19 protein-coding genes and 1 pseudogene are annotated in these 20,676 nt (G+C 75.0%); 7 read left to right on the plus strand and 13 right to left on the minus strand.

Going from position 1 to position 20,676, the window contains the following annotated elements; all coding sequences use genetic code 11:
• Window positions 1-4 precede the first annotated feature (4 nt).
• A complete protein-coding gene (gene dusB / locus KG103_RS11130; RefSeq protein ID WP_207341265.1) occupies window positions 5-1,183 on the minus strand; it encodes a tRNA dihydrouridine synthase DusB in 1,179 nt (392 codons plus the stop codon).
• A gap of 252 nt (window positions 1,184-1,435) precedes the next feature.
• Here dusB and KG103_RS11135 point away from each other — a divergent pair, with 252 nt between their 5' ends.
• Window positions 1,436-2,017 carry a hypothetical protein gene (locus KG103_RS11135; RefSeq protein ID WP_207341073.1) on the plus strand — a complete coding sequence of 194 codons (582 nt, stop codon included), beginning with the start codon at window positions 1,436-1,438 and terminating at the stop codon, window positions 2,015-2,017.
• Between the two features lie 117 nt (window positions 2,018-2,134).
• On the opposite strand, the gene KG103_RS11140 is transcribed toward KG103_RS11135, so the two are convergent.
• Entirely contained in the window at window positions 2,135-3,523 is a 1,389-nt protein-coding gene (locus tag KG103_RS11140; RefSeq protein WP_207341072.1) for a glycine--tRNA ligase, read from the minus strand.
• A gap of 151 nt (window positions 3,524-3,674) precedes the next feature.
• Here KG103_RS11140 and KG103_RS11145 point away from each other — a divergent pair, with 151 nt between their 5' ends.
• From KG103_RS11145 to KG103_RS11160, 4 genes are read left to right on the plus strand one after another with little or no spacing between them, the layout of a single operon-like run.
• Window positions 3,675-4,640: a metal ABC transporter substrate-binding protein gene (locus KG103_RS11145; protein ID WP_207341071.1), complete on the plus strand. Its 966-nt coding sequence runs from the start codon at window positions 3,675-3,677 to the stop codon at window positions 4,638-4,640.
• A complete protein-coding gene (locus KG103_RS11150) occupies window positions 4,637-5,407 on the plus strand; it encodes a metal ABC transporter ATP-binding protein (RefSeq protein WP_207341070.1) in 771 nt (256 codons plus the stop codon). Before KG103_RS11145 ends, KG103_RS11150 begins: the two co-directional genes overlap by 4 nt.
• Complete coding sequence (locus tag KG103_RS11155) at window positions 5,404-6,369, plus strand: metal ABC transporter permease (protein ID WP_249670555.1); 966 nt, start codon at window positions 5,404-5,406, stop codon at window positions 6,367-6,369. Before KG103_RS11150 ends, KG103_RS11155 begins: the two co-directional genes overlap by 4 nt.
• Before the next feature lie 31 nt (window positions 6,370-6,400).
• A complete protein-coding gene (locus KG103_RS11160; RefSeq protein WP_207341069.1) occupies window positions 6,401-6,997 on the plus strand; it encodes a DedA family protein in 597 nt (198 codons plus the stop codon).
• A 41-nt stretch (window positions 6,998-7,038) separates the two neighbouring features.
• Here the strand turns inward: KG103_RS11160 and KG103_RS11165 are convergent, their stop codons facing one another.
• The 6 genes from KG103_RS11165 to KG103_RS11190 all read right to left on the minus strand — a co-directional run bounded on the left by KG103_RS11165 (window position 7,039) and on the right by KG103_RS11190 (window position 13,059).
• A complete protein-coding gene (locus tag KG103_RS11165; RefSeq protein ID WP_207341068.1) occupies window positions 7,039-7,398 on the minus strand; it encodes a VOC family protein in 360 nt (119 codons plus the stop codon).
• 31 nt (window positions 7,399-7,429) lie between these two features.
• Window positions 7,430-8,215: an isoprenyl transferase gene (locus KG103_RS11170; RefSeq protein WP_207341067.1), complete on the minus strand. Its 786-nt coding sequence runs from the start codon at window positions 8,213-8,215 to the stop codon at window positions 7,430-7,432.
• A 56-nt stretch (window positions 8,216-8,271) separates the two neighbouring features.
• A complete protein-coding gene (recO, locus tag KG103_RS11175; RefSeq protein ID WP_207341066.1) occupies window positions 8,272-9,003 on the minus strand; it encodes a DNA repair protein RecO in 732 nt (243 codons plus the stop codon).
• 126 nt (window positions 9,004-9,129) lie between these two features.
• Entirely contained in the window at window positions 9,130-10,926 is a 1,797-nt protein-coding gene (gene leuA, locus KG103_RS11180; protein ID WP_372434902.1) for a 2-isopropylmalate synthase, read from the minus strand.
• A gap of 235 nt (window positions 10,927-11,161) precedes the next feature.
• Window positions 11,162-12,637, minus strand: coding sequence for an outer membrane protein assembly factor BamB family protein (locus KG103_RS11185; protein WP_207341065.1), 1,476 nt, complete (start codon window positions 12,635-12,637; stop codon window positions 11,162-11,164).
• Between the two features lie 44 nt (window positions 12,638-12,681).
• Window positions 12,682-13,059, minus strand: coding sequence for a VOC family protein (locus KG103_RS11190; RefSeq protein WP_207341064.1), 378 nt, complete (start codon window positions 13,057-13,059; stop codon window positions 12,682-12,684).
• Between the two features lie 97 nt (window positions 13,060-13,156).
• On the opposite strand from KG103_RS11190, the gene KG103_RS11195 reads away from it, so the two are divergent.
• Both KG103_RS11195 and KG103_RS11200 read left to right on the plus strand, forming a co-directional pair.
• Complete coding sequence (locus KG103_RS11195) at window positions 13,157-13,921, plus strand: TetR/AcrR family transcriptional regulator (RefSeq protein WP_207341063.1); 765 nt, start codon at window positions 13,157-13,159, stop codon at window positions 13,919-13,921.
• Window positions 13,922-13,983: 62 nt separating this feature from the next.
• Complete coding sequence (locus KG103_RS11200) at window positions 13,984-14,520, plus strand: phosphoribosyltransferase family protein (protein WP_249670556.1); 537 nt, start codon at window positions 13,984-13,986, stop codon at window positions 14,518-14,520.
• Between the two features lie 12 nt (window positions 14,521-14,532).
• Here the strand turns inward: KG103_RS11200 and KG103_RS18875 are convergent.
• The 5 genes and pseudogenes from KG103_RS18875 to KG103_RS11225 all read right to left on the minus strand — a co-directional run.
• A pseudogene (locus KG103_RS18875) lies at window positions 14,533-14,742 on the minus strand (transposase); the annotation flags it as partial.
• A gap of 76 nt (window positions 14,743-14,818) precedes the next feature.
• Window positions 14,819-16,060, minus strand: a complete 1,242-nt coding sequence (locus KG103_RS11210) for an RDD family protein (RefSeq protein ID WP_207341061.1) — start codon at window positions 16,058-16,060, stop codon at window positions 14,819-14,821.
• Window positions 16,057-18,501: a transglutaminase-like domain-containing protein gene (locus KG103_RS11215; protein WP_207341060.1), complete on the minus strand. Its 2,445-nt coding sequence runs from the start codon at window positions 18,499-18,501 to the stop codon at window positions 16,057-16,059. Before KG103_RS11215 ends, KG103_RS11210 begins: the two co-directional genes overlap by 4 nt.
• Window positions 18,502-18,520: 19 nt before the next feature.
• A complete protein-coding gene (locus tag KG103_RS11220; protein ID WP_207341059.1) occupies window positions 18,521-19,669 on the minus strand; it encodes a DUF58 domain-containing protein in 1,149 nt (382 codons plus the stop codon).
• A gap of 3 nt (window positions 19,670-19,672) precedes the next feature.
• Window positions 19,673-20,629, minus strand: a complete 957-nt coding sequence (locus tag KG103_RS11225; RefSeq protein WP_207341058.1) for an AAA family ATPase — start codon at window positions 20,627-20,629, stop codon at window positions 19,673-19,675.
• Window positions 20,630-20,676 lie beyond the last annotated feature (47 nt).

Genomic DNA, 20,676 nt, shown 5'->3' on the forward strand with positions numbered 1-20,676 from the left:
TGCGTCAACCGCCCGAGACGGACAGCTCGGCCTCGTGCAGGTCACGACGGAAGTCGTCGGACAGCTCGCGGGAGTCGAGCCACCCGTACGGGAGGATCGGGCGCTTGGGCGAGCCCGCACGACCACGCGGCCCCTCGGCCGCGTCGCCGGGGTACGGCTGGTCGAGGTCGAGCCGCGCGAGCAGGTCGTCGAGCTCGGCCAGCGACGACACGAGCCCGAGCTGCGCGCGCAGCTCCCCGCCGACCACGTACCCCTTGAGGTACCACGCCATGTGCTTGCGCATCTCGCGCAGCGCCTTCGACTCCTCGCCGAAGTGGTCGACCATGAGCTCGGCGTGACGCCGCAGCACGCGGGCGACCTCACCGAGCGTCGGCCGCACGCGGGCGTCGGAGCCCGCGAAGGCCGCGGCGAGGTCGGCGAAGAGCCACGGCCGGCCCTGGCAGCCGCGCCCGACGACCACGCCGTCGCAGCCGGTGTGGGCGACCATCGCCAGGGCGTCCTCGGCCGACCAGATGTCGCCGTTGCCGAGCACGGGGATGTCCGTCACCGCCTGCTTGAGCGTCGCGATCGCGTCCCAGTCGGCCGTGCCGGAGTAGTAGTCGGCCGCGGTGCGCCCGTGCAGGGCCACGGCGGCGACGCCCGCGTCCTGCGCGGTCAGGCCCGCCTCGACGTACGTCAGGTGGTCCTCGTCGATGCCCTTGCGCATCTTGACGGTCACGGGCACGCCCGCGGGACGGGCCGCGTCGACGGCGGCCCGGACGATGGACGCGAACAGGTCCCGCTTCCAGGGCAGCACCGCTCCCCCGCCGCGACGGGTGACCTTGGGCACCGGGCAGCCGAAGTTGAGGTCGACGTGGTCGGCGCGGTCCTCCTCGACGAGCAGGCGCACGGCCGCACCGACGGTGGCCGGGTCGACCCCGTACACCTGCACGGAGCGCGGCACCTCGTCCGGCTCGAACGCGATGATGCGGAACGACTCCGGGCTGCGCTCGACCAGCGCGCGGCTCGTGAGCATCTCGGCGACGTACAGCCCGGCGCCGGACTCGCGGCACAGGCGACGGAACGCCGCGTTGGTGACGCCGGCCATGGGCGCGAGCACGACCGGCGTGTCGACGGTGATCGGGCCGATCCGCAGCGGGGGGAGCACGGAGGCCGGGGAGTCGGGCGTCGTCTCGGTGGGCAGCACCCGACCATTGTCGCCCGCGGGCGACGGGCCGCGCCGCCGTGGGCGGGCCCGCACCGTCCGTACGGTCCGCACGGCTGCGCACGCGGGGGCGCACGCTGGGGCGCACGCGGGGCGCACGGTAGCGTCCGGGCATGCCTCAGCGCCGCGTCCGGCAGCCGTCCGGGTGACCGCGCGCCCCGCCACGCAACCTGCGGTACCGGTCGTGCGTCTGACCGGTCGTGACGACGACGCGCGTGCACCAGCCACCCGGTGATCCCGCCCCGGCCGACCGGACGGGCGAGTCGATCCCGGTGGGGCACCCGGACGAGCGTCCCGTTCGCGGCGGGCGACCCGGGGTCCGACGCGGGCGTCGCCTCGCTGGAGCTCGAGTGGGACGCGCAGGCCGACGTGCGCGACCACGGCCCGGGCAACGGCTACCCCTCGCAGGCGTCGACGTCCCTGGGGGTGCCGGGCGACGCGCTCGAGATCACGATGGGGGCGGTCCCGGCCTGGATGCCCGGAGCCCGGGTGGCGCTGACCTTCTCGTACGGCGTCCCCGACGCGGGCGGGGAGGTCCGCCACGTGGTCGAGCTCCCGACGTTCCCCGACCCCTCGGGCACCGGCGCGCAGCTCTACGCGGTGGCCGGCGACCCGTCGCTCCCCGACCTGACCGGGACCGTCCCGCGCGGCGGGTCCGTCTCGGGTGCGTCCTGGGTGGTGTTCGTCGGCGCCGACGGCTCGACCTACGTCAACGGGCTGCCCGTGACGCCCGGCCAGCTGGGCGTGTGGCTCGGCGGGCCGGCGGTGGACGAGGTCGTCGCGGAGCTGCGTGCGATGGGCGCCGCGCTCTGAGGACGGACGACGTGCGCAGACCGCACATCTCGATCGCCAGGGGTGCGTCGTCCGCGGGTGGTGCGGGGACGACGACGGCGGCCCTCCGGGGAGGACCGCCGTCGTGTCGTGCCGGCGTCAGGCCCCGACGAGCCGCTGCGCCAGGTAGCCAGTCACCTGGTCGAGCGCGACACGCTGCTGCGACATGTCGTCGCGGTGGCGGATCGTCACCGCCTGGTCGTCGAGCGTGTCGAAGTCGACCGTGATGCAGAACGGCGTGCCGATCTCGTCCTGGCGGCGGTAGCGGCGACCGATCGCGCCGGCGTCGTCGAACTCGACGTTCCAGTTCTTGCGCAGCTCGGCAGCGAGGTCACGCGCCTTGGGGCTGAGCTGCTCGTTGCGCGACAGCGGCAGCACCGCGGCCTTGACCGGGGCGAGGCGCGGGTCCAGCTTGAGAACCGTGCGCTTGTCGACCCCGCCCTTGGTGTTGGGCGCCTCGTCCTCGGTGTAGGACTCGACGAGGAACGCCATGAGCGAGCGCGTCAGGCCGGCCGCCGGCTCGATGACGTACGGCACGTAGCGCTCGTTCTTGGCCTGGTCGAAGAACGACAGGTCCTGACCCGAGTGCTCGGAGTGCGTCCCGAGGTCGAAGTCGGTGCGGTTGGCGATGCCCTCGAGCTCGCCCCACTCGCTGCCGGTGAAGCCGAACTTGTACTCGATGTCGACCGTGCGCTTGGAGTAGTGCGACAGCTTCTCGGCCGGGTGCTCGTAGTGCCGCAGGTTCTCGCGCGCGATGCCGAGGTCGACGTACCAGTCGGTGCGCGTGTCGATCCAGTACTGGTGCCACGTCTCGTCGGTGCCGGGCTCGACGAAGAACTCCATCTCCATCTGCTCGAACTCGCGCGTGCGGAAGATGAAGTTGCCGGGCGTGATCTCGTTGCGGAACGACTTGCCGATCTGCCCGATGCCGAACGGGGGCTTCATGCGGGCGGCGGTGTAGACGTTCTTGAAGTTCACGAAGATGCCCTGCGCGGTCTCGGGCCGCAGGTAGTGCAGGCCGGACTCGTCCTCCACCGCGCCGAGGTAGGTCTTGAGCATCATGTTGAAGTCGCGCGGCTCGGTCCACTGCCCGCGCGTGCCGCAGCTCGGGCACGCGATGTCGCCGAGGCCGTTCTCGGGCGCGCGGCCCTTCTTCTCCTCGAACTCCTCGAGGAGGTGGTCCTCACGGAACCGCTTGTGGCACGACAGGCACTCCGTGAGCGGGTCCGTGAAGACGCCGACGTGGCCCGAGGCGACCCAGACCTGGCGCGGCAGGATGACCGAGGAGTCGAGACCGACGATGTCGTCGCGGCTCGTGACCATCGCGCGCCACCACTGGCGCTTGATGTTCTCCTTGAGCTCGACGCCCAGCGGGCCGTAGTCCCACGCGGAGCGGGTGCCCCCATAGATCTCACCGCTCGGGAACACGAAGCCCCGGCGCTTGGCGAGGGAGACGACGGACTCGAGACGGGACGGTGCGGCAGCCACGGTGGGTTTCTCCTGGGTCGAGGACGTCCGCGGCTGGGTGCCGCGGGGCACAGCAGCCCAGGTTATCGGTCGCCCGACCGGGCGCCGCACACGGTTTCCCGCCGCGCCGCTGTTTTGACAACGGTTCTCGACAGGATTGAGAATCGGTCTCATGTCCCCGCACCACCGTCGCCCTGCCCTCCTCGCCGCGCTCGTCGCGCCCGTCCTCGCGCTGTCGGCCTGCGCGTCGACGTCGGGGGACGACGGGAAGGTGCACGCGCTGGCGTCCTTCTACCCCCTGCAGATGGTGCTCGAGGAGGTCGGGGGCGACCGGGTCGACGTCGACTCCCTGACCCCTCCCGGCGCCGAGCCGCACGACGTCGAGCTGTCGCCCGCGCAGGTCGCCGCGCTCGACGCCGCGGACCTCGTCGTCCTCCAGTCCGGCTTCCAGCCCTCGGTCGACGACGCCGTCGCGCAGACCTCGCCCGAGCACGTCGTCGACGCGGCGGACCGGGCGGACCTCGACAGCGCCGCGACGCACGACGACGGGCACGCGGAGGACGGGCACTCCGACGACGAGCACGCCGATGACGAGCACGCGGACGACGGGCACGACCACGACGGCCTCGACCCCCACTTCTGGCTCGACCCGACACGCCTGGCCGCCCTCGCCGGGCCGGTCGCCGACGCGCTGTCGGACATCGACCCCGACGGTGCAGCGACCTACCGGGCCAACGCCGACGCGCTCGTGGACCGTCTGACCGCCCTCGACGAGGAGTACGCCGCCGCCCTGGCCAGCTGCGAGCGCCGCGTCCTGGTCACCTCGCACGAGGCCTTCGGCTACCTCGCGGACCGCTACGGCCTGGAGCAGGTAGGCATCTCGGGCATCGACCCGGAGGCCGAGCCCTCCCCGGCGCGACTGCGGGAGGTCGGCGACGTCGTGCGCGACGAGGGTGTGACGACGATCTTCTTCGAGACGCTCGCGTCGCCCAAGGTCGCGCAGACCCTCGCCGCGGACCTCGGCGTCGAGGCGGCCGTGCTCGACCCGATCGAGGGTGTGACGGACGACTCGCAGGACTACTTCTCGATCGCCGAGGCCAACCTCGACGCCCTGCGCGTGGCATTGTCCTGCTCGTGAACGCGATCGAGGCCGCCGGCGTCCACGTGACCCTCGGCGGCCAGCCCATCGTCCGCGGCGTCGACCTGGCGGTGCCCACCGGCCAGGTGCTCGCACTGCTGGGCGCCAACGGGTCCGGCAAGTCGACGCTGGTCCGGGCGCTGCTGGGCGTCGTCCCGCACGTGTCGGGGACGATCCGGCTGCTCGGCGCACCGCTCGGGCCGGAGGTGAGCTGGGACCGCGTCGGGTACGTGCCGCAGCGGATGGCCGCGGCCGGGGGCGTGCCCACCACGGCCCTCGAGGTCGTCGTCTCGGGGATGCTGCACGGCCGTCGGCTGCGCCCGCCCCGCGACCGGCGACCGCGGGCGCTCGCCGCGCTCGACGCGCTCGGGGTCGCGCACCTGCGGGACCGCCGGGTGCAAGAGCTGTCCGGCGGCCAGCAGCAGCGCGTGCTCATCGCGCGCGCCCTGGTGCGCGAGCCCCGGCTCCTGGTGCTCGACGAGCCCACGTCCGGCATCGACCTGCCCACGCAGCGCACGTTCGTCGACACGTTGTCCCGGCTGCGGGACACGGGGACCACCGTCGTCGTGGTCCTGCACGAGATCGGCCCGTTCGCCCCGCTCATCGACCGCTCGGTCGTGCTGCGGCACGGGCGGGTCGTGCACGACGGCCCACCGCCGCCCGCCCGCGGGGAGCACGGCGAGGCCGGCCACGACCACACGCACCCGCACGCCGACCCCGAGCCGCCCACCGACGGCCCCGACCTGACGCTGGAGATGACGCCGTGACCGGGTGGGAGCAGGTGGTCACGCTGCTGGCCTCGCCGCTGATGCAGCGTGCGCTCCTCGCGGCCGTCCTCGTCGGTGCGGCGGCACCCGTCGTGGGCACGTTCCTCGTCCAGCGCCGCATGGCGCTCATGGGTGACGGCATCGGGCACGTCGCGCTCACGGGGGTGGCCCTCGGCTGGCTCGTGGGCAGCTGGGCTGCGGTCTCCCCCGTCGACGCCCTCGCGGTGCCCGGTGCGGTCGTCGCCGCGCTCGTCGGGTCCGTCGTCATCGAGCTGGTCCGCGAGCGCGGCCGCACCAGCGGCGACCTGGCCCTCGCGATCATGTTCTACGGCGGCATCGCCGGCGGGGTGCTGCTCATCAAGGTCGCCGGCGGTACCAACGCGAACCTCATGAGCTACCTGTTCGGGTCGATCTCCACGGTGTCGACGGGCGACCTGTGGTGGACCGCGGCGCTGGCGGTGCTCGTCCTGGTGGTCGGGGTCGGCCTGCGCTGGGCGCTGTTCGCGGTGAGCCACGACGAGGAGTTCGCGCGCGCCAGCGGGCTGCCCGTGCGGGCGCTGTCGATGGTCGTCGCCGCGCTCGCCGCGCTGACGGTCACGATCTCGATGCGCGTCGTGGGGCTGCTGCTGGTCAGCGCCCTGATGATCGTGCCGGTGGCGGTGGCCCAGATCCTGTCGCGGTCGTTCGGGCGCACGATGCTGCTCGCGAGCGGCATCGGGGTCACGGTGAGCGTCGTGGGCCTGCTGATCACCTACTGGAACGACGTGCCGCCGGGCGCGACGATCGTCGTGCTCGCGATCGTCCTGTACGCGGCCGCGGCGGTCGCGCACCCCCTGGTGGCCCGCCGTCGGGCTGCCGGGCGCGACCCGCACCCGGACGTGTCGGACGACGTCCTCGTGCCCGCGACGGACCCGGCCTGCGCGCCGGAGACGTCCCGCGGGACCGGGACCACCGGCCGGTGAGGCGGCCCGACGCCGGACGTACGATCGAACGATGACGTCGACCGAGGTGCTGGCCGAGTACGGCCTCGACGGGATGCCCGTCGCCGTCGCGCTCGTGTGCCTCTTCGGCATCGTGATGGCGCGGTCCCACCTCACGTACTGGGCGGGCCGCGGTGTCGAGCGCGGTGCACGTTTCGAGGGTGAGCGGCGTCACGGCCCGCGGTGGTGGCAGCGGACGGTCGAGCGCACGGCCCGTGTGGCCTCGACGCCCTCCGCCCGTCGTGGGGTCGCCCTGGTGCACCGGTGGGGGTGGATCGCGGTCACGCTCGCGTACGTCACCGTCGGCGTCCAGACCGCCGTGTTCGTCGGCGCCGGGGTCCTGCGCATGCCCTACCTGCGCTTCACGCTCGCGTCCATCCCCGGGGCCGTGATGTGGGCGATCATCTGGGGCACGGTCGGGATCGGCGCGGTCTGGGGCGCCTTGTCGCTCGCCGCCGGCTCCCCGTGGGGCGTGGCGGCGCTGGCGCTCGTCGTGCTCGCGGTGGCGCGCGCCGTGGTCGTCGGCCGTCGCCGGCGCGCCGAGCCGCACCTTGCGACGGCACCCGAGATCGCCCAGACCGAGCGGGCGGCCGTCCCCGAGCACCACTGAGGCGAGCACCCCACCGGGGCGCCGCGCACGGGACCCGGCAGTCAGCCGGTGTGCACCGTCGACACGCAGAACTGGTTGCCGTGCGGGTCGGCGAGCACCGCCCAGGAGAACCCGTCGGGCTCTCCGTGGTCCGCGACGCGCGTCGCGCCCGCCGCGACCAGCTCCGCCACCGCGGCCTGCGCGTCCGGCGCCTCGAGGTCGAGGTGCACGCGGTTCTTGCCCGGCGTGGGGACGTCGACCTTCTGGAAGCCGAGTGCCGGACGACCGCCGTCGGGGCGCACGACGACCGCGAAGTCGTCGCCGTGGGCCTGGACGCTCCCGCCCGTGCGCTGCGCCCACCAGGCAGCGAGCGCCTGCGGGTCGTGCGTGTCCACCGTGACCATCCCGATCGTCAGCTCCATGGCGACGACGGTACGGCCGACCACCGACACGTCAGGACGTGGCGGGTGCGTCCACCGCGCCGCCGTACCGTCGGTCACGGCGCGCGTACGTCTCGACCGCACGCCACAGGTGCCGACGGTCCACGTCGGGCCACGGCTCGTCGAGGAAGACCAGCTCGGCGTACGCCGACTGCCACAGCATGAAGTTCGAGATGCGCTGCTCCCCCGACGACCGCACGAACAGGTCGACGTCCGGCAGGTCGGGCTCGTCGAGGTGCTGCTGAACGGTCCTCTCGGTCACCCGCTCGGGGTTGAGCCGGCCCGCCGCGACCTCACGCGCGATCTCACGCGCGGCGTCGGCGATCTCGGCCCGCCCGCCGTAGTTGACGCACATCGTCAGGGTGCAGGTCGAGTTGCCCGCCGTCTGCCGCTCCGCGGTCTCCAGCTCGTTGATCACCGACCGCCACAGCCGGGGGCGACGCCCCGCCCACCGCACGCGCACGCCCCAGGAGTCCATGAGGTCCCGGCGGCGGCGCAGCACGTCGCGGTTGAAGCCCATGAGGAAGCGCACCTCGTCGGGCGAGCGCGACCAGTTCTCGGTCGAGAACGCGTACGCCGACACGTGCTGCACGCCGATCTCGATCGCCCCCGCCACGACGTCCAGCAGCGAGGCCTCCCCGGCGCGGTGCCCCTCGACGCGCGGCAGCCCGCGGGCGTTGGCCCAGCGACCGTTGCCGTCCATGACGACCGCGACGTGCCGCGGCACCAGCTCCCGCGGGATCTGCGGCGGGCGGGCGCCGGACGGGTGCGGGTAGGGCGGGACGATCTCGCGAGGCACGTCCACATCGTGCCACCCACGACCGGAGGCGCGGTGCGCCGCGGCGGGCGGTGGCGTCAGACCCGCTCGACCATCGGCAGCGAACGCAGCCGGCGCTCGAGGTGGAACTGGCAGAACACGGCCACGAGACCGTTGCCCTCGGCCCGGTGCCGCTCGGCGCTCGCGTCGGCCACCGCCCAGTCGCCCGACAGCAGCGCGGCGAGCAGCGCGAACGTCTCGGGGGCCGGTGCCGCGGCGCCCGGCGGCCGGCACGCGCCGCACACCGCGCCGCCCACGGCCGGGGCGAACGCGTGGTGCGGACCCGGCGCACCGCAGCGGGCGCAGTCGGTGAAGCTCGGCGCCCAGCCCGCCACCGCGAGCGCGCGCAGCAGGTAGGAGTCGAGCACCAGGCCGGGGGCGTGCGCCCGCGTCGCGAGCGCCCGCACGGCCCCCACCAGCAGCCGGTACTGCTGCACCGAGGGCTCCCGCTCGGCCTCGACCAGCCGCTCGGCCGTCTCGAGCATCACGGTGCCGACGGTGTACAGGGAGTAGTCCTCGCACACCTGGCGCCCGTACGACCCGACCGTCTCCACCTGGGTCACCACGTCGAGGTTGCGCCCGGTGCTCAGCTGCACGTCGACGTGCATGAACGGCTCGAGCCGCGAGCCGAACCGCGACGTGGTGCGGCGCACGCCCTTGCCGACCGCGCGCACCTTGCCGTGCTCGCGCGTCAGGAGGGTCACGATGCGGTCGGCCTCCCCCAGCTTGTGGGTACGAAGGACGATCGCCTCGTCGCGGTAGAGGCTCACGAGGTCATTGTCCCCCGCGGCGCCGACACGACCGGCCGCGGCGCGCAGGTGACGTCGTGGGCAGCCACGCCCGCGCGCCGCCCGGGCCCCGCCGCGCGGGGACCGGGCGGGCGTCGCGCCGGTGCGTCAGCGCTCGTGCCGGTTGACGGCCGAGACGATCGCCTTGAGCGACGCGGTCGTGATGGACGGGTCGATGCCCACCCCCCACAGGATGTCGTCGCCGATCGCGCACTCGACGTACGCGGCAGCGGTGGCGTCGCCACCGGCCGACAGCGCGTGCTCGGCGTAGTCGAGCACGGCCACGTCGACGCCCGCCGTGCGCAGCGCCGCCACGAACGCCGCGACGGGGCCGTTGCCCGTGCCGCGCAGCGTGCGCTCGACGCCGCGGTCGACCAGGTCCACCTCGAGGGTGTCCTGGCCGCCCTCCGTGCTCGTGGCACGCGTCCCGCGCAGCGCGAACCGGCCCCACGGCTCCAGCGGGCCCTCGGGCAGGGCCGGCAGGTACTCGTCGCTGAAGATGGACCAGAGGTCGTCGGCCGTGACCTCGGTGCCGTGCTGGTCGGTGTGGCGCTGCACGACCTGCGAGAACTCGATCTGCAGCCGGCGCGGCAGGTCCAGGTCCTTCTCGGACTTCAGCAGGTAGGAGATCCCGCCCTTCCCGGACTGGGAGTTCACGCGGATGATCGCCTCGTAGCTGCGGCCGACGTCCTTCGGGTCGATCGGCAGGTACGGCACCGCCCACTCGACCTCGTCGACGCTGCGGCCCGTGCGGGCGGCCTTGGCCTCCATCGCGTCGAGGCCCTTCTTGATGGCGTCCTGGTGGGACCCCGAGAAGGCCGTGAAGACCAGGTCCCCGCCGTACGGGTGCCGCTCGGCGACCGGCATCTGGTTGCAGCGCTCGACGGTGCGGCGGATCCGGTCGATGTCGGAGAAGTCGATCTGCGGGTCGATCCCCTGGCTGAAGAGGTTCATGCCGAGGGTGACGAGGTCGACGTTGCCCGTGCGCTCGCCGTTGCCGAACAGGCAGCCCTCGATGCGGTCCGCGCCGGCCAGGTAGCCCAGCTCGGCGGCGGCCACGGCCGTGCCGCGGTCGTTGTGCGGGTGCAGCGAGAGCACGACCGACTCGCGGTGGTGCAGGTGCCGGCTCATCCACTCGATCGAGTCGGCGTACACGTTCGGCGTGGCCATCTCGACCGTGGCGGGCAGGTTGATGATGACCGGCCGGTCCGGCGTGGGCTCCAGCACGTCGAGGACCGCGTTGCACACACGCACCGCGTACTCCAGCTCGGTGCCGGTGTACGACTCGGGGCTGTACTCGTACAGCACCTCGGTGTCCGGGATCAGCTCCTCGTACTTGCGGCAGAACCGTGCACCCGACACGGCGATGTCGGCGATGCCGTCCTCGTCGCTGCGGAACACGACCTCGCGCTGCAGCACCGACGTGGAGTTGTACAGGTGCACGATCGCCTGCTTGGCACCGGCGATGGCCTCGTACGTGCGCTCGATGAGGTGCTCGCGCGCCTGGGTGAGCACCTGGATGACGACGTCGTCCGGGATGCGCCCCTCCTCGATGAGCATCCGCACGAAGTCGTAGTCGGTCTGCGACGCCGAGGGGAACCCGACCTCGATCTCCTTGAAGCCCATGTCCACCAGCAGCTCGAACATCTCGAGCTTGCGCGCGGGGTTCATCGGCTCGATGAGCGCCTGGTTGCCGTCGCGCAGGTCGACGGCGCACCAGCGCGGTGCGCGGGTGATCCGGTTGTCGGGCCACGTCCGGTCGGGGAGATCGACGCGGATCTGCTCGTGGAACGGGCGGTACCGGTGCGCCGGCATGCCCGAGGGCTGCTGCGGGTTGCGCCCGGCGGCGGGGGCCGGTGCGACGGCCGCGGTGGGCATCGGCACGGCGGGGCTCTGGCTGCTCATGGGGTGGTCCTTCATCGCGGGTCTCGGCGGGCTGTCAGCCGGGCACGACACACACCGCGACGAGGAGCCGGCCTAGAGGGCCCCGTCGCGGCGACGAAGAAGCAGCGAGCGTGCGCGCACGGGACGACCCTACCCCCGGGGGCGCCCCGGTCCGCAACCCGTCCCGCCGTCGGCTCCCGACCCGAGCCGCTGGGTCCGACCGGTCCGTCCGGTCCATCAGGTCCGGCACCGAGCGTCAGCCCAGCACGAGCACCTCGGACGCGGTGCGCGCCACCACGTGCCCACCGGCCGCCGTCACCGCGCGCACCCCGTCGGGCAGCACCACCCGCCACGCCTCGACGCCGTCGCGCAGCCCACGGGCCACCAGCGTCGTGCTGTCCGGGCCCTCGTGCTCGGCGACCAGCACGTGCAGCGCGTCCGTCAGGGGCGACGACCTCGGCGCGACGACCAGGTCCCGCTCCCACAGCAGCCGCCCGTCGGCACCGTCGGCGGCCCCCACGGAAGCCTCCCCGGCGAGCACGACCACCCCGTCGGCCACGGCCACGGGCGACATCGAGGTCGGCAGCGACCAGATGGTGGTGCCGTCGGTCGGCCGCACGCCGAGGACCCGGCTGCCCGCGTCGACCAGCAGCGCGTCGACCGAGCGGTCCCCCACGGGGGACGCGGGCAGCCCGGGAGCGCTCGCCCGCACCGCGCCGTCCGCGTCCCGCAGCTGCCCCGCGAGGCCGGAGGTCCAGGTCGCGAAGCCGCCGTCGGGCAGTGCGCTGACGAGGATCTGCCGCCCCGGGGGGCCGTCCTCGAGCACCCGGCCGTCGTCGACGTCGAACAGGACGGTCGAGACGGCCACCAGCGCGACGACGTCGCCCGCGAGCCGCAGGTCGGGTGCGGCACGCACGCCGCCGTCGTCGACCAGCGGGCCGGGCGAGGTCCAGGACCAGCGCACCGTGCCGTCGGCGCCGGCGCGACGCTCGACGAGCACCCGCCGGTCGGGCAGGGCGGTCGCCACGACGAGATCGTCCTCGTGGCGCAGGGCCCCGAGCAGCGGGCCCGTCACCTCCCAGGTGCCGCGCCGCGTGCCGTCGTCCGGTGCCAGGGCGAGGACGTGCGTGGGCGGGACGTACGGCGTCGACTCCCCCGCACTGCCGTACACGACGTTCGGCTCGTTCCACAGGCACAGCAGCAGGGCGGTCGGGTCGGGGTCACCCGCGCAGGCCACGGCGACGGACTCGAACCCCGCGCCGGGCGTCTCGGTCACCTCGGCACGCCACCGCAGGTCCCCCGTCGCGGGGTCCGAGGAGCGCACGACCCAGGGCCCCTCGTCGTCGGACACGGTCACGATCGCCCCGCCGGAGGTCATGACCGGTGTCGGCCCGTCGGCCCCCGTGCGCCAGCGGACCACGGGGGCCTCGTCGAGCGGGCGGACGACGCCCTCGAACCGGGCGAAGGCGTCCGCGCGTGCGGTCGCGGCCCGCTCGGTCGCCGCGGTCGCGAGCGCTCCGGCGGCGACCACCGCGACCAGGGCCCCGAGGGCCCAGGGCCACCAGCGCCGTCCCGGGGGCTGCGGCCCGGTGCCGGTCGGCGGGTCCCCGGGACCGGCCGCGCCCGGGCCGCCGCCGTGCAGCGACGACCCACCGGCCGGCGGACCACGGTCGTCCGCGTCGTCGACCAGCTCGACCGGCCGCATCCGCGAGGCCGGGCGCATGGCACCCATGGGCCGAGACTAGGCCACGGGGGCCATGCACGAGGGGCGGACCGTCACACCCACGTGACGAGCTGCCAGACGATCCCGTTCGGGTCGGCGACCTGGCAGTAGCGCTCGCCCCACGGCTCCGTCTCGGGCGGCGTGACGACCTCGGCGCCGGCGGCCGCGACGCGGGCGAACTCGGCGTCGACGTCGTCCACGACGAACACGATCAGCAGGCCCTGCCCGGAGGGTCCGGCGATCCGCTCGGGCCGGAACGAGGGCAGGCCGGTGCGCAGCAGGGTGATGTTCCAGCCCAGGTCCGGGTGGGTGATCGCGACGAACCCGTCGGCCGACATCGCGTCGGTGAACCCGAAGTGCCGGCGCGCGAAGTCGGCCGACGCCTCGACGTCGTCCACGGTCAGGGACAGGGCGGATCCGGTGATGTGCACGGTTCTCCTCACGGGGTCGCGGCCGGGTCGCGGCCCGGGTCGGCTACCTTGTTCACCGTACAAGGTATCTGTCCGCGCGGGTGTTCCCGGAGGGTGCGTGGCACGCGAGCTGCTCGACCTGTTGTGGCGCGACCACCCCGCCGCGCCCCGCGCGGGCAGCCGGGGGCCGCGGTCCCGGGTCACCACCTCCCAGGTGGTCGACGCGGCCGTCGCGCTGGCCGACGCCGAGGGCGTCGGCGCGGTGACGGTGCGCCGGCTCGCCGCGCGGCTGGGCGTCGCCCCGAACGCCGTGTACTCGCACGTCGGCGCCCGCGACGACCTGCTGGTGCTGATGGTCGACGCCGTGCACGCCCGGCAGCACCGCGCGGCGCACCCGGACACGGGCTGGCGCGCACGGGTCACCGCCGTCGCGGAGGCCGACCTCGCGACGTACGGGCGGCACCCGTGGCTCCTCGACGTCGACGACCAGCGGACCGCGTTCGGCCCCGGCACCGTCGCCGCCTACGACCACCGGCTGCACGCGTTCGACGGCACCGGGCTGGACGACCTGGACCGCGACGCGGCCGCGGCGTTCGTCGCCGACTTCGTGCGGGCGTCCGCGCGCGCCCGACGCACGGACCCGCCGGCAGGTGCCACCGCGGCCGTGTGGGCCCGGTGGGCGGACCGGCTCGCCACGTACGTCGGCGACCGGTACGCCCTGGCGCGGCGGGTCGGTGCGGTCGCGGGCGAGGCGATGGCCGGGCCCGCCAGCGCGGAGCACGCGTGGCGCTTCGGCCTGGCGCGGGTCCTGGACGCCCTCGACGCCCTGGTGGGCGCGGCCGACGACCGACCGGACCGGCCCGGGCCGGACCGGGCCGGCTAGGGCGTGTCTCCCATCTGAGCGTGGAGCACACATGAGGAGCTCGACCGCTTCTAGGATCAGTCGTGATCCAGGAGCGCTTGCAGGAGCGGTTTCGTTGGCTGGGTGATCGGACGGACCCGAACTTCCGTGCCGATATGACGGGGTGGTGGCGGGATGCGGAGCTGCTGGCGCAGCTCGGCCCGGCGCTGGCCGGTCTGTTCTCGGACGTGTCGCCGACCGTGATCGCCGGACCTCAGTCCCGAGGTTCGCTCCTCGGGCCTCTGGTGGCGATCCATCTTGGTGTCGGGTTCGTGGAGCTGTTGAAGAACCACCCCTCGGCGGCCGACTCGGACGCGTGGTGGCAGGTCACGACGCCGCCGGACTACCGCGACCGGCACCTTCGGCTAGGGGCGCGCCGGGCGCTGCTGAGCTCCGGAGAGCGGGTGCTCTTCGTCGACGACTGGGTCGCGACGGGTGCTCAGGTCGAGGCTGCGCATGCTCTGGTCGAGCTCAGCGGGGCGACGTGGCTAGGAGCGGCCGTCGTCGTCGACGGCGCTGAGCGAGCCCACATCAGACGGAAGGTGAATCTGCGCAGCCTGCTCCACATTCGTGAGCTGTAGCGCGACCGGCTCTACCCGTGACCAGGTGATGCAGGCGGCGAGGATGACTGCGGCGCGGTAGGTCATGGCGAGCTTGTCGTAGCGGGTGGCCAGGCCGCGCCACTGCTTGGTCAGGGCGAAGTCGCGCTCGACGACGTCGCGGCCGCGGTAGGCGTTCGTGTCGAGTCCGCGTGGCCGTCCGCCGCCTGCTCCGCGCCGTGTGCGAGCCCACTGCTCGTCAGAGAGCACCCGATACCGCGAAGACGCCGTCACCCTCACACACCCCCGCGAGCCTCACGGCAGACATGGGAGACACGCCCTAGACGCGGGCCGCCGCCGGCGGCATCGCCACGACGCGCAGCGACATGTCGCCGAACACCACGACGGCCCCCTGCCGCAGCCGCACGGGGTGGTCGACGGGGCACACCACCTGCCCGCCGTCCGGCAGCGTCACCAGGGTGCCGTTGGTGGAGCCCCGGTCGACGACCCAGGCGCCGCCGGACGCGTCGACGGCGAGCTGCAGGTGGGTCTTGGAGACGGAGCGCGACGGGTCGACGACGCGCACCACCTGCAGCCCCGGACCCGGTGACGGGTTGCGCCCGACCAGCGCGAGGCGCTCGACCGTGACCCGGCGGCCGTCGTCGAGCGCGATCCGCAGGCCGGTCGACGTCCCCGGCCGCGGCTCCGGGACCACGTCGGTGCGCGGCGGCGCCGGGCGCGTCAGCTCGAGCTCGGGCGCCAGGCCGAAGGCGAGGGTGGGGGCGGGGGCGGACCGCACCGCCGGGATCGCCCGGGTGTCGAGGTCGGGCGCCGAGCGCGTCGGGTGCAGCGGGGCGAGCACGAGGCCCCCGGACGGCGGAGCCGGAGCGGTCGGTCCCGCGACGGCGTCCGGCGCGGCCGGGACGCCGCCACGCGCGCCCGCGTCCCGGAAGGCTGCCGGCACGCCGTGCGGGCGCGGCACCTCACCGCCACGGTCGGGCGTCGCGGACACCGGGCGGGCCGAGCGCGCCGCGGCCGGCGCCGGGACGCTCCGGCCGCCCGCCACGTGCGCACCGCCCGGGGCGGCGCGCAGCACCTCCGCGCCCACCGCCCGGTCGTGCCAGCCCCGGCCACGGCCGGTCCGGTCCAGCAGCGGGGAGAGCAGCACGACGAACTGGCCGATCCCGAGCACCAGGGAGCCGGCGGCGACGACGAGCCCCCGCACGAGCACGCGGCCCGCGCCGATCGGCCGTCGGCTGTGCGCGTCGACCGTGCGCACGCCCAGCAGCCGGCGCCCCAGCGTCCAGCCGTGGCGGCCGTGCAGCAGCCACTGCACCACGGTCACGACCAGCGCCAGCACGGCACCGGTCACCACCAGCGCGGGTGCGACGGCGGGCGGCGCCACCTGCCCGTCCGGCACCGCGCCGCCGTCCTGCAGCGTCGCCGCGGCGCGCACCACGGCGACCAGCACGGCACCACCGCCCAGCACCAGGACGAGCACCTGGTCCACCAGGACCGCGAGGAACCTCCGGCCGAGGCCGGCGGGACGGTCGTCGACGGCGGGGGCAGGGCGGGGGCTCATCGTTCACCTCGGGCTCGGCGGGTGCGGCGGGAACGGCCGTGACGGGTGGCGCGGCGCGTGGTGCCGGGCGGCGCCGACGCACGGCCACCCGCCCCACGGCCACCGGCGGGGACCTCCGCCGGCCGGCCGTCGACCCCCCGTGGCGTGCGGGGGCCGCGGGACTGCCGGCCCCCGGCCGCGCGCAACGAGGCGAGGGACGCCTGCGAGCGCACGCGCCCGCGCCACGGGAGCGTGCGGCGCAGCTCGGCGACCGCGGCGTCGACGTCCGCCCAGTAGGCCTCGATCTCCGAGCGCTCCGGCGTGCCGGCGGCGAACACCGCCCGGTCGGCCCGCCGCGCGAGCGCCTCGACGCGCGCCGCCACCGCGGGGTGCCCGGCCATGAGCGAGAGCGCCCAGGCGCGCGCCGCCTCGCGGCGTGTCGCGGCGGGCGGCGGGGCGCCTCCCATGTCGCGCGCCGCGTCGACGACCTCGTCCCAGCCGCCGGCGACCCGGCGCACGGGGTCCGCGGCGCGACGACGGCGACGACGGCGGCGCCACTTCAGCGCGAGCACCACCAGCACGGGCGACAGCAGGAGCAGCACCCCACCGAGCCCGATGCCGACCCACGCCGCGACGCGCAGCCACACGGCCAGCCCGGAGTCGTCCTGCGCGGGGTCCTCCGTCTGCGGCTGCTCGGTGTCGTCGTCGGGCGGCGTGACACGGTCGGGCGGGAGCGCGGGGGGCTGGACGACCTGCGGCTGCGGGTCGGTGTCCGTCTCCTCCTGCTCCTGCTCCGGTGTGCGCGAGCGCGGCGGCGTCACGTCGAACGGCACCCAGCCGTGACCGGCGAACGCGACCTCGACCCACGCCTGGACGTCGCGCCCGCGGATCTCGACGGCGCCGTCCTCGTCCGTCGGCGCCACGCCCTCGCCGTCGTCGTCGCCCGACCCCGGCACGAACCCCAGGACGACGCGGGCCGGCAGGCCCATCTCGTGGATCATCAGCGCCGCGGCCGCGGCGTACTGCTCGCCGTCGCCCACCATGAGGTCGCCGGCCACCAGGTCGGCCAGGCGTGCCGCCCCGTGCCCCGAGAGCGACGGGTGGTCGCCCGCGTCGGTGATGCCGTGGCTGAAGTAGCCCTGCTCCGCGAGGTGCACGGCGATGGCCTCGGTGATCTGCACGGCGGTGCCGGCGTCGCGCGCGATGTCCGTCGCGGCCACGGAGACCGCCTGCACGTCCCGCGAGGCGGGCTGCACGACCGGGCCGGCACCGGCGTCGCCGATGTCGTCCGCACCGGGCACCGGCGGCACGACGACGTCCAGCGCGTAGGTCATCCCCTCGCGCAGGCCCGAGGTGACCACGGCCCCGCCGGTCGCGTCGTTGTACCGCAGGTCCCCCGTGGCGCGCCCCAGGTCGATCGCAGCGGCGTACCCGACGGTCGGCAGCCACACCCCCTGCAGCGCCCCGACGGTCACCTCGACGCGCGCGCGCTCACCGTCGACCGGCACCTCGATCCGGTCCCCGACGCGCCGGAACTCACCGGACGCCTGCGCGGTCCCGTCACCCGCCACGTTGAAGACCACGCCGTCGTACCGGTCGAACGTGGCCAGCCGGACACGCGCCCCCTCGGGCAGCCCGTCCACGGTCAGCAGCACGGTCTCGTCGAGCTTGACGAGGCGCCGGAACGCGGCGAGCGGGCTCGGGTAGTCGCGGGGGTCGAACGGCGGCACGATCTCGTCGCGGACGACGACGCGCGGCTCGTCCGCGACCACGAGGGGCCCCCCGAGCAGTCCCCCGGTCAGCGCGACGGCCGCCAGCGCGCCCGTGGCGACGACACGTCGCGGCCGCCACCGGCCGGTCCGCCACGACGCCCACGTCAGCCCCAGCACGGCCAGCGCGGTACCCGCCACGGCGGGCGGGACGGGCGGCTGGCGGGTACCCAGCACGATCGCGCCGACGAGCACGAGCACGGGCACCAGAGCGGCGAGGGCCGCGACCGCCGGCCGTCGCACGCGCAGCGTCAGGGCGAGGGCGGCCGCGGTGCCGACGAGCGCCAGCAGGTAGGCCGCGACGAGCAGCGTGCCGCCGGCGCCCACCGGGGGCTGCAGCGTGAGCACCTGCTTCCAGGTCGACGCGGCGCCCCGGGCGAGCGCCAGCACCGTCGTCGGCGTGGGCACGACCCCGCCGACCGTCGTCGTCGGGGCCGCCAGGGCGCCGCCCGCGAGCGCGTACGCACCGACCAGCGCGGCGACCACGACGACCGCGGACCACCGACGCAGGGCACCGACGACCGTCACCGTCGCACCCAGGACGACCCCGCCGACGAGCGCCGGGAGCACCGCGGACGAGCCGTAGGCCGGCAGCAGGGGCGTCAGGGCGAGGGCGGTCGCGACGGTCAGCACGAGCACGTCGCGGACGGCGTCGGCGGGCTCCCGGACCCCGATCCGCTGCCCGGGCCTCATCGCGGTCCTCCGTGGCGGCTCATCCGACCACCCGACGCAGCGCGCGCGGCAGGTCGGCGAGCTCGCCCACGGTGGCCAGCGTCAGCGTGCCCTGGGTGCGCACGGCGACCTCCTGGCCCAGGGCGCACCGCACGACGACCGCGCGGGTTCCCGCCGGCAGTGCGCGGGCCCCGAGCCGCAGTTCGGCGTCCGTGGGCGTCCCGCCGGTGACGAGGAACGCGACGGAGGCGTCGGGCGTCTCGCGCACGACCCGCCGGCCGAGCAGCACGGCACCGGCCCCGGCCGGCGACCACGACAGCCGCGAGCAGTCGTCGAGCAGCAACGGCGGGGTGGCGGTGCGCAGCCGTCCCGGGCCGGCGAGCACCTCGACGTCACGCTCGTCGCGGATCGCCTGCACGGCGATCGACGCGGCCACCGAGACCGCGAGCTCGAGCTCGTCGGGGTGCGCGTAGTCGGTGGTCGCCGTCGCCAGCGCGATCGACGTCAGCGTGCGGCGGGTGTCCTCGAACTGCTTGACCATGAGCGCGCCGCGACGGGCGGTGGTGCGCCAGTGGATGTAGCGCCGGTCGTCACCGGCCACGTAGTCGCGCAGCGCGTGGAAGTTCAGGTCCGAGTCGGACAGGTCGCGCGTCGCCTGGCCCTCCAGGTCGCGCAGCAGCCCCGCGTTGGCCCCGCCCAGCGCCACGACCTCCGGGTGGACGAACAGCTCGGCCGGCTCGGTCCAGCGCAGCCGGCGCTGCAGCAGCCCCAGCGGGTCGCCGCGCCGCGACACCACGGGCCCGACGACGATGACCGCCCGTCGGTCCGTCGGCACCGCGAACAGGTCGTCGTGCGCGCCGCCCGGGGGCAGGCTCGGGACGGCCAGCTCGACGACACGCTCCCCCACCGGCAGGTCGACCTGCGAGGGCAGGGACCGCCGCCGCGCGGCGTTGCGCACGTCGACGCGACCCACGGCGCGCTGCCCGATCCGCACCCGGTTGTCGGCCAGGTCCAGCACCACGGCGTACCGCGTGCGGCCCACCGTCATCAGCAGGGACGCCACGACGACGCCGAGCAGCGCCACCCCGACGGCGGCGAGCTCACCCCACCCCAGCAGGCGCCCGGCCACCAGGGCGCCGAGCGCCAGGACGGTCACCCCCCAGCCGAGGGGTGCGACCCGCAGACCCACGCCTCAGCCCTGCCGCAGCGCGGGCGGTGCGACCTGCTCCAGGACGCGGCCCACCACCTCCGTGGCCGTCACGCCCGCGAACTCCGCCTCGGAGTCCAGCATGAGGCGGTGCGCGAGGACGGCCTGGGCGAGCACCTTGACGTCGTCGGGCAGGACGTAGTCGCGCCCGTCCGCCGCGGCGCGCACCTTGGAGCACCGCACGAGGGCGAGGCCGCCGCGCACGCTCGCGCCGAGCGCGGTCTGCGGGTCGTCCCGGGTCGCCTCGAGGAGCCGCGCGATGTAGTCGAGCACGACGTCGTCGACGTGCACCGTGAGGGCGAGGTCGGCCATGGTGCCCACGGCCTGCGTCGTGATGCGCGGGCGCAGGGCAGCGGTCCGGTCCTTGGCGCCGGCCAGGATCTCGACCGCCGCGGCGCGGTCGGGGTAGCCGAGCGAGGTCTTGAGCAGGAACCGGTCGAGCTGCGCCTCGGGCAGCCGGTACGTGCCCGCCTGCTCGATCGGGTTCTGCGTGGCGATCACCATGAACGGCCGCCCGACCGGGTGGGTGACGCCGTCGACGGTCACGTTGGCCTCCTCCATGACCTCCAGCAGCGCAGCCTGGGTCTTGGGCGAGGCGCGGTTGATCTCGTCCGCGAGCACGACGGACGCGAAGATCGGTCCCGGGTGGAACTCGAACCGCTGCGTGGACTGGTCGTAGATCGTCACGCCCGTGACGTCGGACGGCAGCAGGTCCGGCGTGAACTGGATCCGGTGGTGCGACCCCTGCACCGTCGCCGAGATCGCCTTGGCGAGCGACGTCTTGCCCGTGCCCGGCGCGTCCTCGAGCAGCACGTGCCCGTCGGCCAGCATGGCCGTCAGGACGAGGCGGACCGTCTCCTCCTTGCCGAGGAGCGCCTGCCCCACGTTGGCCACGAGGGCGTCGAACGTCTCGGCGAACCAGGTGGTCTGCTCGGGGGTCATGTGCTCAGGCTCCAGTCGGGGGTGGCGTGCGGACGGGACGGTCGGCG

The sequence above is a fragment of the Cellulomonas wangleii genome (assembly GCF_018388445.1).
Classification (GTDB): Bacteria; Actinomycetota; Actinomycetes; order Actinomycetales; family Cellulomonadaceae; genus Cellulomonas; species Cellulomonas wangleii.

Bases quoted from the DNA above. Each gene is read 5' to 3' on its own strand.
- KG103_RS11210 (WP_207341061.1), bottom strand. From the start codon at position 16,060: ATGAGCCCCCGCCCTGCCCCCGCCGTCGACGACCGTCCCGCCGGCCTC.
- KG103_RS11225 (WP_207341058.1), bottom strand. From the start codon at position 20,629: ATGACCCCCGAGCAGACCACCTGGTTCGCCGAGACGTTCGACGCCCTC.
- KG103_RS11145 (WP_207341071.1), top strand. From the start codon at position 3,675: ATGTCCCCGCACCACCGTCGCCCTGCCCTCCTCGCCGCGCTCGTCGCG.
- KG103_RS11160 (WP_207341069.1), top strand. From the start codon at position 6,401: ATGACGTCGACCGAGGTGCTGGCCGAGTACGGCCTCGACGGGATGCCC.
- KG103_RS11185 (WP_207341065.1), bottom strand. From the start codon at position 12,637: ATGGGTGCCATGCGCCCGGCCTCGCGGATGCGGCCGGTCGAGCTGGTC.
- leuA (WP_372434902.1), bottom strand. From the start codon at position 10,926: ATGAGCAGCCAGAGCCCCGCCGTGCCGATGCCCACCGCGGCCGTCGCA.
- KG103_RS11215 (WP_207341060.1), bottom strand. From the start codon at position 18,501: ATGAGGCCCGGGCAGCGGATCGGGGTCCGGGAGCCCGCCGACGCCGTC.
- KG103_RS11165 (WP_207341068.1), bottom strand. From the start codon at position 7,398: ATGGAGCTGACGATCGGGATGGTCACGGTGGACACGCACGACCCGCAG.